At 56.2% G+C, this 12460-nt stretch carries 10 protein-coding genes; 4 read left to right on the forward strand and 6 right to left on the reverse strand.

The genetic code is table 11. From position 1 onward, the window contains the following. The first annotated feature begins 76 nt into the window (after window positions 1–76). Window positions 77–1249: a glycosyltransferase gene (locus Q0239_RS07885; protein ID WP_298600835.1), complete on the forward strand. Its 1173-nt coding sequence runs from the start codon at window positions 77–79 to the stop codon at window positions 1247–1249. A 55-nt stretch (window positions 1250–1304) separates the two neighbouring features. Here the strand turns inward: Q0239_RS07885 and asnB are convergent, their stop codons facing one another. From asnB to Q0239_RS07905, 4 genes are all read right to left on the reverse strand, one after another. After that, window positions 1305–3164 carry an asparagine synthase (glutamine-hydrolyzing) gene (asnB, locus tag Q0239_RS07890; protein WP_298600838.1) on the reverse strand — a complete coding sequence of 620 codons (1860 nt, stop codon included), beginning with the start codon at window positions 3162–3164 and terminating at the stop codon, window positions 1305–1307. A 93-nt stretch (window positions 3165–3257) separates the two neighbouring features. After that, window positions 3258–4667: a nucleoside-diphosphate sugar epimerase/dehydratase gene (locus tag Q0239_RS07895; protein ID WP_298600841.1), complete on the reverse strand. Its 1410-nt coding sequence runs from the start codon at window positions 4665–4667 to the stop codon at window positions 3258–3260. 645 nt (window positions 4668–5312) lie between these two features. After that, window positions 5313–5840 (reverse strand): tyrosine-type recombinase/integrase, encoded by a 528-nt coding sequence (locus Q0239_RS07900; RefSeq protein ID WP_298600844.1) that lies wholly within the window; start codon window positions 5838–5840, stop codon window positions 5313–5315. A 784-nt stretch (window positions 5841–6624) separates the two neighbouring features. Further along, window positions 6625–7272, reverse strand: coding sequence for a TetR/AcrR family transcriptional regulator (locus tag Q0239_RS07905; RefSeq protein ID WP_298600846.1), 648 nt, complete (start codon window positions 7270–7272; stop codon window positions 6625–6627). Window positions 7273–7351: 79 nt separating this feature from the next. On the opposite strand from Q0239_RS07905, the gene Q0239_RS07910 reads away from it, so the two are divergent. Genes Q0239_RS07910 through Q0239_RS07920 form a run of 3 tightly spaced genes read left to right on the forward strand, consistent with a single transcriptional unit; the run spans window position 7352 to window position 10652 of the window. After that, window positions 7352–8371 carry a VOC family protein gene (locus tag Q0239_RS07910; protein WP_298600849.1) on the forward strand — a complete coding sequence of 340 codons (1020 nt, stop codon included), beginning with the start codon at window positions 7352–7354 and terminating at the stop codon, window positions 8369–8371. After that, entirely contained in the window at window positions 8368–9207 is an 840-nt protein-coding gene (locus Q0239_RS07915; RefSeq protein WP_298600852.1) for a fumarylacetoacetate hydrolase family protein, read from the forward strand. The genes Q0239_RS07910 and Q0239_RS07915 overlap by 4 nt, the downstream gene beginning before the upstream one ends. A gap of 5 nt (window positions 9208–9212) precedes the next feature. Further along, window positions 9213–10652 (forward strand): bifunctional 3-(3-hydroxy-phenyl)propionate/3-hydroxycinnamic acid hydroxylase, encoded by a 1440-nt coding sequence (locus tag Q0239_RS07920; RefSeq protein ID WP_298600854.1) that lies wholly within the window; start codon window positions 9213–9215, stop codon window positions 10650–10652. Window positions 10653–10686: 34 nt separating this feature from the next. Here the strand turns inward: Q0239_RS07920 and Q0239_RS07925 are convergent, their stop codons facing one another. Together Q0239_RS07925 and Q0239_RS07930 are read right to left on the reverse strand one after the other, a co-directional pair. Next, on the reverse strand, window positions 10687–11325 hold the full coding sequence (locus Q0239_RS07925) for an N-carbamoylsarcosine amidohydrolase (protein WP_298600857.1): 639 nt from the start codon (window positions 11323–11325) through the stop codon (window positions 10687–10689). Continuing rightward, on the reverse strand, window positions 11325–12460 hold a 1136-nt coding region (locus Q0239_RS07930), incomplete at its 5' end, for a CaiB/BaiF CoA-transferase family protein (RefSeq protein ID WP_298600860.1). The genes Q0239_RS07930 and Q0239_RS07925, both read right to left, overlap by 1 nt.

The following is a 12460-nucleotide window of genomic DNA, read 5'->3' on the forward strand; positions in this document are numbered from 1 at the left end:
TGGTCAACGGCTAGACCACGCTGAAAACACGCGTACGATGCTACTTGCAGCGACTCTGCTCGAGCGGGGTCACTCGGTGACACTGTGGACATCGGCATATGATCATATCCGCAAACAATGGCGCGAAGAATGGTTCAACGGCGACGTGAAGTTCTGGGAAATGCCAAACGGTCTGTGCGTGCGCTTCATGAAGGGTTGCGGTTATCGAAAGAATATCGGCCCTCGCCGACTGGCAGACCATATATTGGCGGCGCGCGACTTTCGTCGTCAGGCCGCCACGCTACCGTCTCCCGACATCGCCATTGCTTCGCTTCCTGATCATATCACCGCTGCTGCGATGGTCGACTATGGGAAAGTCGCCGGTTTCCCAGTAATCGTTGATGTTCGCGACAAATGGCCAGACATTTTCGTAGACTATGCACCTGCGGCCCTCAAACCATTTGTACGCGCCGGTTTGGCGCGGGAGAGTGCGCGTGCGCGGAACGCACTGGCCAACGCCGAAGCGCTCGTTACGATGATGCAATCCATGCTCGACTGGGGGTTGGCAAAAGCGAACCGTGCAGCAATGGCGGACGACCGGATATTCTACCTCGCCACCATGGAGGCCAACACCGCGCAACAATCGCCGATTTCCGATCTCGCGCCGGAACATCAGAACCTTTTGAACGAGGCCAGCAGTAAAACGGTTTTTTCCTTTGTGGGTACATTCAACAAGACTCAGCATCCCTCTTTAATACTTGATGCACTCGAGCAGTTGGTCGACCAAAAAACATTCGATCCGTCCGGGATCGCCGTGATGATCGGTGGCGACGGTGTAGGCGCAGACGCAGTGCGCAGTCGGATCGATCGCTTGCCTTTTGCCCATTATCTGGGCTGGATGCGTCCGCCGGAGATGCGCGCATTGCTCGCAAGAACGGACGTTGGTCTGTTACCAATGAATTTTGCATCAGAAGCGTTTAACAACAAGGCCTTCGCCTATCTCGCTTCGGGTTTACCGATACTGAATTGCGCCGATGGCGACTTGGCACGACTGATCGCGACGGCTGATATCGGTATTAATCTACCCGCGGGTGATTCACATGCCATAGCAGAGGCTATTAAGGTGTTGGCGACAAACCCGACCCGCGTCCAACAACTAAAGGCACGAGCGCGAAAAGTGTTTGATAGCGAGTTCGATCAACGCAAAATCTATAATGAATATGCCGATCATATCGAAACCATTGCACGCCGCGGGCGGACGAAACATTAGACCGACTTTGATTTGCGTATAACCGATTGTGCGCCTTATTGACTGATACCAGCGTCTAAACGGGGTAACTGTCCAATGTCGGATCCAGCAACCAGAGGAGACTGGTGGCCTCTGCAAAACGTGACACATTGCGGCCAAGCGCGGCGTCGCTGAAATAACTGTCGATGGTGCTTCCGGAGGGTAAAAAGGTTTCGGCATTGCGACGATGCAGCAATAAACCCTGTCGAATAGCATCTCCCACGCCATCTACTATCCAGTCTTCGTGGCGCGTGTCAAAGCCACGCTTGTCGCGGTTGAAAAGGATGGCATCGGGAACGCGTCCATTCATTGCCATACGCAGCGCATATTTTCCCATCCCATGCCGCAGTTTGTGGGATGTTGGCAGCCCTATGCCGAAGCCGATTATCCGATGGTCCAGAAACGGCAAGCGGCTTTCGATGCTGTTCCCCATCGAATTTCGATCTTCATAGCGTAGCAACGATGGCAAGCTGTATCGCGTGACGTCGAGAGCCTGGCGAAATGCCGGATCTTGTCCCAGTCCGATCCCAGGCGACGGGCTATTTTGCAGCGACGGAAGCCGCAGCGACGTGCCCAGTCCATCACTGTCTTTCTGGTACCGACCGCGTTCGCGCCAGAACAGATTGGCCTTTGCGGCGACAGCGGGCAACACGCGCAACACCGTACCGAGCAGGGCAGGCGTTTCCGCCCACTTGCGTTGGGCCACAACATGGCGGAAGTGGTAAAGGAAATATTTGCGGTAGCCCATGAAAGCCTCATCGCCACCTTGGCCACCCAGCATGACTTTGATACCGTCCGCCCGCGCTGCAGAGAAAACCGCAAATTGCGCCATTTGGCTTGTGTGGGGAATTGGCGCCCCTTGCGCGCGCATGGTTTGCCAGAACAGTGCCACAGCATGTGCACCGCGCGCAGGAGGGACAAAAACCACTTTCGCGTCCAACTGGCGTGACAACAGCGTGACAAGGTCTGCCTCGCTGCTGACATCGCCAGGATCGCCAAAACTGTAGCCGGTGAGAGCTGTGCCGGATTCTGCACACAGCGCCGCTATTGTAGTCGAATCAACGCCGCCGGATAGCGACAATCCAATTGGAACATCGGCGCGCAGTCGGATCTGCGTCGCATTGACCAGCAAGGTGGATAGTTCCTCGGTAGCGGCCGCGAAACCGACGCCCGCCAGTCGCTCAGCTTCGTCGGCTGCCAAGGCATCAAGATCGAAATATTTTTGCAGATGGAAAGATGCGCCGTCGGCTGGTCGTACGCCAATATGGCCTGGCGGGAGCGCGAGTACCCCGCGAAAAGGCGAAAAGCTGGTTTCATCCTCGTAATATTTCAACTGGATGCCGCGTGCGACATATTCGAGCTCGGGTTCAAGCTGATCGTTTTTTGCGATTGCGCCAGGTGTAGATGCGAACCAGAATTGGTCGGCGGTCTCTCGATAGTATAGCGGTTTGACGCCAAACCGATCCCGCGCCAGCAATAGCTCATCGGTAACGTTGTCGTGAATGGCCACTGTGAACATACCGTAGAATTTGCTGAATGCCGAGATGCCCCATTGGGCGTAGCTCTGCAGTAGAACTTCTGTATCGCTGGAAGTTCGAAAACGCCTGCCCAGCGCTTCCAGCTCTCGCCTGAGTTCGACGTAATTATAAATCGCTCCGTTGAAGACCATCGCATATCGGCCATCATCCGTAACCATGGGCTGATTGGCATCTGTGCTCAGGTCTATGATCGAGAGCCGGTTATGGGCCAACCATAGTGTACGACCGTCACGCATGTGGCGCCGGAGATAACCGACGCTATCCGGACCGCGCGAGCGCTGACTATGGACGATTGCCTGCAGTCCGGCAGGCGAGTCTGCGTCGGTCATTTTTGAAATGACGCCACTGATACCGCACATATTACTGCCCCTGCCGTATAATCATATTGAAAACCCTGGATGCTGTCGCTTCGACGAAATCGCGTCCTGTTAGTTCGGCTTGCTAATATTGCATCAGCACTGCTCGATCGGGGTTTCGGATCGCCCGCAAAACTCCGGGACGATCACAGCAATCCATTGCTGTATTTCTTGCAATTTCGTCAGCTTGTTGCTGCCTGTCATAAGCGATAAGTGCTTTTCCAGTTCCGTAAGTGGAATGAAGGCTTCATTAGCCTTCATGATGCGCTTGTGAACGGTCGCCTGCGGATCATTTCCGATCAAAAGTTCTTCGTAAAGTTTTTCGCCTGGGCGCAAGCCGACAATCTGGATTTCAATATCACCATCACTCTCGGCATCTTCCTTGACGCTAAGCCCGCTTAACTGGATCATCCGGCGAGCGAGATCGATGATGCGCACGGGTTGCCCCATGTCCAGAATGAAGACTTCACCACCTGAAGCCATCGCACCAGCCTGTATCACCAGTTGCGCCGCCTCGGGTATGGTCATGAAGTAGCGCGTGACCTCCGGATGCGTAAGAGTGATGGGTCCGGCTTTCGCAATTTGTTGGCGAAACAAAGGCACAACCGATCCGCTAGACCCCAATACATTGCCAAAGCGGACCATCGAAAAGCGGGTGGTCGCGCTATCGACAGCCATTGCCTGCAACAGCATTTCGGCGATCCGCTTGCTCGCGCCCATGATATTTGGAGGCCTGACTGCCTTGTCGGTACTGATGAGCACGAAATCGCTGACGCCATGGGCGAGCGCGGCTTCGGCAACCATTTTCGTACCGAAGATATTATTTTTTATTCCTTCTTCGGGATTTGCCTCAACCATCGGGACATGTTTGTACGCAGCAGCGTGATAGACTGTTTCAGGTTTGAAGCGACTGAATATCTCGTCCAGCCGCGGCGCGTCAGTGACCGATGCTAAAATAGGAACAATTACTGGCGGCATTGCACTTGCAGACGATTGGGCCGTCAGTTCCTGGTCAATTGCGTAAAGATTGTATTCGCTATTATCGACAAGTATCAATTGTGAAGGGCGTTGCCTCAGGATTTGACGGCACAATTCACTTCCGATCGATCCACCAGCACCGGTGACCAAAACCGGCTTTCCCAAAATGCATTTCGCCATCAGGTTTTGATCGGGAGGAACCGCGTCGCGCCCCAGTAGATCTTCGATCTGAATCGGGCGAAGGTCGCTGACTGTAACCTTTCCATCCGCAAGTTCAAAAATTCCCGGCAGCGTTCGAACCGTAACACCATGGCCTTGCAGGCTATCAACTATTTCATTTATCCGCTTCCTCGAAGCAGACGGTATGGCAAGCAGGACATCTTCGACCGCAAGGTCTTCAATCACTTTTTGCAAGCGCAAAGGGGAATATATCAGTTTGCCATTAAGGTGATTTCCATGCAGCTTTGGATCATCGTCGACGAAAGCGACGACTAGCATCTCTTGACTATTGGCAAGGCCGCCCGCCAATTGTCTGCCAGCCGAACCTGCTCCATAAACTAGGACTCGACGTTTCTGTGATTTTCCCAATATTGCCGCATATCCACCTCCAAGCCAAAAGCGCGCAACTGCGCGCGAGGCGCCTGCTCCGACGAACAGGAGAATTGGCTGTAGGAAGCCGGTTGTGCGTGGGATCAGATCAAAGCCAATTACCGAGAAAATCAACGAATAAATCGCGCCATAGATCGCACAGGCCAGCGTTACCGCGCTTAGCGCATACCAGCCGATGTAGCGGAAAATTGCCCGATAGAGTCCGAACCTAATGAAGAGCGGGATGGCAATTGCGATAGCTGCGATATAGGATAGCCATTGATTACCGATCGGATAGATCCAGGCATCCAGTCGCAAACGATAAGCAAGTGCGACCGTGAACAGGCACAGCAATATGTCGATTACAATTGCGATGATTCGCTTTTGGACTCTCGGCAATCCGAGCAGCAGCTGTGCAAATCTTTGAGCGAACAACCAAGGCATCGCAGCGCTCGTTAGCGGTTACGCACGGCAGTAGCAACGTCGTTTCGCGACGTAAAAATGACATGTGTATTTGCAAGTTGCTGCAGCGCATCGATGCCGGTGCTGTGCGGTCACCCTGTTTCGAACTTCAAATGGTTCCTTCTAAACCCACACATTATGCTCGGCGAACTCGAGATAGCGCGCCATGACATCGACAGACTTCCAACCCCCCGCCCGCATGATCGCGGCCGTGTCATGCCCGTTGCGCAACAGGTCCTGAGCGGCTCCAACCCGCAGCGAGTGCGTGCTGAACGCATCTATTTCGACCTTCTGTAGGCCGCAGACCTTTGCTGTGCGTTTGATCACCAGTTTGACGGTGTCCGGACCCAGCGCACGGTTGATGGCAGGCTCTTGATATATGCCGCAAAAGAGTGGCTCAACTTCAGGCCCACGCCATGCAAGCCATTCCGCGACCAATCGTGCAGTCCTAAGGGATGTAAAGGCGAGACGCCCCATTCCGAACGGATCGGTTTTGCTTCGCCTGATGATGAGCCGCAAGGTACCGTCGGACCTTTCCTCGACATCGTCAGACATCAAGGCCACCAGTTCCGAACGGTGCGCCAGAATGTCGTACCTCAGTGATATAATTGCACGGTTTCTGATGCCCCAGGGGTTGTCGGGCGTGGACATCGTCGTCGCGGTTCGGATCCGGCAAGCGCAGTAAGCGGTGGCTGCGGCCGATGGCATACATTCGCCGCTGCACCGTGGATATCGAACTGTGGAGGGCTACATTTTCCAGATAGGTGCTCACGGTAGCAGGTGGAGCCGGGAAAGGGTTACATTGTTGGGGGAAGCACCATTTTTCGAAGTCGGCGAGATCGGTAAAATAGCTCTTTATGGTCGACGGGGCATAAGCACCTTCAAGGCGCCGGAATTCTCGTCGTCAATCCAAATTAACACCTTGTTCTGGATGGCTTTTATGCGACATTTGCGACCCGATTGGTGCCATTTCGCAGGTTTGTCAGATGCGATTCGGCGCTTGGGTATAAGTTGCTAACGGGGAGTTTTGCTTGGCAGTTTCAGGAGTTCTCTCTCGTTGTGTTTTGCCGACGATATGTATCAGCCGATGGCATAACCGCGACTCGCATCGAGACAGGAAACGGATGGCGCTCCTTCCCTGTTATCCAAAAAGCTTTCCCTGTTATTGAATAGTAAATTCCCTGTTATCACACCAAAAATTCCCTCCTAATTCCTTAGGGAATTTCCCTAGAAAGCCTCGAAAATCTGCGGTTTTCTCGTGCGACAGAAGCCTGTTTTGAGCAAAAAATTCGCAAATTTCCCTGCATTTCCCGATAACGGGGGTTGCTAACGCTACCGGTACTTGAGTAAAAAACATCGGGCGCTAACAGCACCCACCGGAGCAGATGCCCCAACAATTTCAACACAATTATGTTTTCTAAGTCGGTCAAAAACGTCAGCTAAATTCGCTGGTTGATGATCCGTTGCAACTCGCCAAATTGGCGGCCGTAGATTGCGGCACGCCCAAACCGGTCAAACCGAGAACCAGCATTTCCGGAAGGCGTTGGCTCGTTGCAGATCCGCTCTGCCCGTTTGCCGAAAGTTCAGTCATCACCGCCTGGCACAGCCCAAGCCAGTACAGCACGCCACTCTCTTTGGCCTCCCGCCGGATCAACCCTTGCTGGTATGCCGCTTCAATATCGTCGCGCAGGCCCTTGTTCAGAGGATGTGAACGCGAAGTCGGCGAGCCCTGACTTCGCAGCAGCACCAGGGTCCGCTTTGGTTGCGTCAGGGCAAATTCAGCGACAACCCGCATCCCGCCAGCGATACGCTCGACAGGGTTTGTGATGGAGGCATTGGCCCGGGTCACCAGTTCTTCGACCTCGAGCCGGACCTCCTTGGCAATCGCGTTGGCGAAAGCCTGTTTGTCCGCAAAATGGTTGAAAAAACTGCCTTTGGCGACCCCCGCCTTTGCCACGAAATCGTCAATTGGGATGGCGTCGATCGGGCGTTCGACAAGTAGTTCAAAACCCGCAGCGATCAAAGCGCCACGGGTGCGAGCCGAGCGGGGAGATAGGCGGGGAGATGCTGAAGCGGAAGTCATCGCTGAATCGTACTTGACTACATGGTCAATTGCAATCTATTTGACCAAATAGTCAAAAACGAATCGAGGAGGAGAGGCCATGCCGATCATCAAGATCGAGGACATATCGCATGTGCGCTTTGCGGCACCGGACCTTGCGGCGATGCAGGCATTTCTCGACGATTTCGGAATGCAGACCTTCGAGGCTGGCGGTCGGCTCTACGGCAAGGGCAGCGACGGCCGCCCTTTCGTTCATGTGACCGAACCTGGCGAAGCAAAGTTCCTCGCCGTCGGCTTTCGCGCAGAAACGGTTGCTGATCTGGAAAAACTCGCCGCGGCAGAGGGTGTAACCGTTGAGGACATCCTCGAACCTGGCGGTGGCAAGATTATCGGCCTGACCGATCCTGACGGCTATGGCGTTGAAGTCGTTGCCGGCCAGTCGAAAGGTGAGGCGTCGCTTCCCTTTGCCGATCCGCCGCGCAACACCGCAGCTGCGAAGCCGCGTTTCCGTTCGACGGTGCGCCTCGATTCCGCACCCGCGCATGTGCGCCGCATCGGTCACGCCGTGCTCAAGGTTCGCGATTTCCGCGTCTCGGAAAAATGGTACAAGGATCGCTTCGGTTTCCTGACGTCCGATGAAGTGGAAGCGGCCAAGAATGTGCCCTTGGGCGCGTTCATGCGTTGTGACCGTGGCGACAAGCCTGCGGATCACCACACGCTCTTCCTTGCGCAATTGCCCGGGCCCCTCGGGCTGCTGCACGCCGCGTTCGAGGTTGCCAATCTCGATGACCTGATGCTCGGCCATCAGCATCTCAAATCAAAAAATCACGAAGCCGCGTGGGGCGTTGGCCGCCACATCATGGGCAGCCAGGTTTTCGATTATTGGAAGGATCCGTTCGGAAACGAGCTGGAGCATTGGACCGATGGCGACCTATTCACCGCCGCCGATCCGCCGCAGAAGCAGCCGATGAGCGCCTTGCTCGCGGTGCAGTGGGGCAGCCCGCATCCCATGTTCGCAGGCAAGATGCCGCCCCCGCCGGGCCTCGTCGCCTTTTTCACCGCCCTCAACATCCGCATCAAACGGCTGTTCAGCCGCCAGCCCAAAGGAAATCCCGCATGAAACTCGCAACCTACACGGCCAATGGCCAGACCCGCACCGGTATCGTTGTTGGCGACCACATCATCGACAGCGGCGTTGACGGCACGATGATCGATCTGATCCGCGACTGGGAAACACTGAAACCGGGGCTTGAGGCAAAAGCAGCCGCAGGCGGTGGAGTTCCGCTGGCATCGGTGAAGTTGGAAGCGCCGGTGCAGCGTCCGGGCAAGATTTTCGCGATTGGCCTCAACTATGCGGACCATATCGAGGAATCGAAGATGGAAACCCCGCAACGGCAGGTTTGGTTCACCAAGGCGCAGACCAGCGTCAATGCGCCCTATGACGATATCGAAATCGCGACCGGCACGATGACCAATGATTATGAGGTCGAGCTGGTGGCGGTGATCGGCAAGGGCGGCAAGCACCTTTCCACCGACGATGCCCCGGCCGCCATCTTCGGCTATTGCGTCGGCAATGATGTGACCGAGCGGATGTGGCAGCATGCCGGCCCGCAATGGTCACTCGGCAAGAGCTTTGACACCCACGCGCCGATGGGCCCCTGGATCGTGACCGCCGATGAAGTGGGCGATCCGCACAATCTGGGCCTTCGTTGCTTCGTCAATGGCGAGAAGCGGCAGGATTCGAACAGCAAGCACCTCGTCTTCAACATCTGGCAGCAGATCGAACATCTTTCGGTCGGCATGACGCTGGAACCCGGCGATTGCCTGTTCACTGGAACGCCGGGCGGGGTCGGCGCGGCAATGGACCCGCGCCAGTTTTTGAAAGCAGGCGATGTCGTCCGCTGCGAAATTGACGGTCTTGGCCATATCGAGGCCAAGATGGCCGCGGAAGGCTAAGGCCAATGACCTTCGACTGCGATGTCCTGATCGCTGGCGGCGGGCCGACCGGAGTGACACTGGCGGTGCTGCTGGCCAGGCGCGGGGTGAAGGTGGTCGTCGCGGAGAAGGAAGCGGATATCTATCCGCTGCCGCGGGCGGCGCATATCGACCATGAATGCATGCGCATCTTGCAAGAGGCGAGCGTTGCTGATGACGTGATGGCGGGCAGTCGGCAGGTGTCACGCTATGATTTCCTCAACGCCAAAGGCGATGTTCTTTTGCGCTTCGAAGGCTCGGATCAGCTTGGCCCCGGCGGCTGGCCGGTGGCAAACATGATCCACCAGCCTTCGGTCGAGGCCGCACTGCGCCGATCGCTTTCGACCTATGCCAATGCGGAATTACACAGCAGGTGGGAACTGAAATCCTTTGTCGACAAGGGCCAAGGCGTGACCGCACAAATCGCAACGCCCGATGGCGAAAGGACGATCCGGGCGCAGTATCTCATCGGCGCAGATGGCGCGCGCTCGCCGGTGCGCGAGGCTGCCGGGATTGCGTTTGAAGACCTTAATTTCGAAGAACCCTGGCTGGTGGTGGATGTATTGGTCGACGATTATTCACGTCTGCCCGATGCGAACCTGCAGATATGCAATCCGGAGAGGCCAACCACTTGTGTGCTGATGGGCGAAGGACGGCATCGGTGGGAGTTCATGATAAAGCCGGGTGAGACGGCGGAGCAAGTGAGCGACGATGCCTTCATCGAAAAGCTGCTCGAACCCTGGAATGTCGAAGGTGCTGTCCGGATGGAGCGAAAGGCCGTCTATACCTTTCGCGCACGGATTGCCGAACAATGGCGCAAAGGTCGGGTGCTGCTCGCGGGCGACGCCGCGCACCAGACCCCGCCTTTTGCCGGGCAAGGGATGTGCTCCGGATTGAGGGACGCGGCCAACCTCGCATGGAAACTGGCTGCGGTGACCAAGGGTGAGGCCAAAGATGCACTGCTCGACAGCTATCAACCCGAACGTGCCCCCAATTTGCGTGCGACGATCGACATGGCGATCATGATGGGTCGTACCGTCTGTATTACCAGCAAATGGGGCGCATTTTTGCGCGACATGAAGTTCAAACTTGGCCGGATGCTCGGTAAATTGCCTGATGGTCCGCCAGCCTATCCGCCTGTTTCAACCGGTGCGATACTTGCGGGAAGTGCATCCGCAGGAAGCTATTTTCCGCAATTTGCATCGCATGACGGCCATCGGATCGATGATCTTCTGGGCCATCAGCATTGGTTGATCTCAAAAGCAGATTTGGACAGTGAACCATTTGCGCCAATTTCAGAGCAGCTGCGCCGCTGGCTCGAGCGGACGGGGGTCGAGGCGGCATTGGTTCGTCCGGACAAATATGTTTTTGGTTCCGGCGATCCCGAACGTTTGCGCGAAGCATGGGAATTGACCCTCGGTGGTTGAGGGTCGACGGGAGACCGAAACCCGTTTGCTAGAGCTATTCCTCCAGTCGGGTGGCCATTAGGCGCACGGCCTCGGGCTCAGAAACCACTTCGGCATATTTGGCCTGCAGGTCGAAGAGATTGGACTCATGCGGTGCCGGATGGCGGTCTCCGCAGGCATCGCGAACTACAAAAGGCGCAAAGCCGTGTTGTAGGGCATCAAGGGCCGTCGCGCGGACGCAGCCCGAGGTCGACATTCCGGTGATCAGCAGTGTGTCGACATGTTTGTCGAGAAGCGCGGCGGCAAGATTTGTTCCGAAAAAGGCAGAGGCATATTGTTTCGAAATGACCAATTCGCCTTCTTCGGGCCTAAGCGTCGGTGGAAAATCACCCAGCGGCGAGCCTTTGTCGAACGCCTTGAGTGCGGGAATTTTCTTGTAAAACAAACCTCCGTCTGAGCCTCCCGGCTCATAGACAACATTGGTGAAAATCACCGGGACCCCTGCTGCGCGCGCCGCCTCCAACAGTCTTTCATTGCTGGCAAGTGCATCTTCTGCGCCCGCATAGAGCGGCGACTCCTTGTCGAGATACGCCATGACAAAATCGACAATCAGCAATGCCGGTTTTTTACCAAACGGCAAATGGCCGTTGAAGGCGCCCGAATAATTGGCCGATAAGTCGTCGGCTTCAGGCATCAGATAGCGCCCGCCGCCTTCAGTTCGGCGATTTCAATGCCGGACATGCCGAGCAACTGCCCATAAACCTCTTCATTATGCTGCCCGACCAGCGACGGCGCAGGGGAGCGCACACCGCTGGGAGTAGCGGACAGCTTCGGGAAAGCGCCCTGCATCTTGAGTTTGCCGAACCGTTCGGTTTCCACCTCGATGATCGCTTCGCGCGCCTTGAAATGCGGATCGGCCAGCATTTCGGGTGCCCGATATACGCGGCCTGCGGGAATCGAATAGGCGATCATCAACGCGTCGACTTCATCGACCGTCAGCGTCTTCGTCCAGGCATTGATAAGTTCGTCCAGTTCTAGCTGGTTCTGCCCGCGCGCCAGATGTGTGGCGTAGCGTTCGTCAGTCCCCAGTTCCGGCCGTCCCATCGCTTCGGCGAGTCGCTGCCAAAGCGAGTCCTTGTTCGCACCGATCATATATTCGCCGTCTTTGCAGATGTAGACGTTTGACGGCGCGATGCCGGGAAGGATCGAACCCGACCGTTCGCGGATCACCCCTTCATGGGCATATTCGGGCACGAGCCCTTCCATCACCTGCAGCACGCTTTCGTAAAGCGCGGCATCGACAATCTGGCCCTTGCCGGTCTGGCTGCGATGATGCAGCGCAGCGAGCACACCCATGCAGCCATAAGTGGCTGTGAGCGTATCACCGATCGAAACGCCCATGCGGCTCGGTGGTCTATCGGGTTCACCGACAATATAGCGCCAGCCGCCCATAGCCTCACCAATGCCGCCAAAGCCTGCGCGATCCGAATAGGGCCCTGTCTGTCCATAGCCAGACATGCGCGCGATAATCAGGCCCGGATGTTCGGCCAAAAGCTGCTCGGGCGCGAGCCCCCATTTTTCCATCGTGCCGGGTTTGAAATTCTCGATCAGAATATCGGCAGTCGAAATCAGCTTTCGGACGAGTTCCTGCCCCTCGGGGATGCGGAGATTGGCAGATACGCTCTTCTTGTTGCGGGCAATGACTTCCCACTGAACTTTGTCCTTGCCCTGCCCCCAGACGCGCATCGGGTCGCCCCCACCGGGCGGTTCAACCTTGATGACCTCCGCGCCCATATCGCCGAGCAATTGGCCGCAAAAGGGGCCAGCCA

This window comes from uncultured Sphingorhabdus sp. (assembly GCF_937872355.1).
Lineage (GTDB): Bacteria > Pseudomonadota > Alphaproteobacteria > Sphingomonadales > Sphingomonadaceae > Sphingorhabdus_B.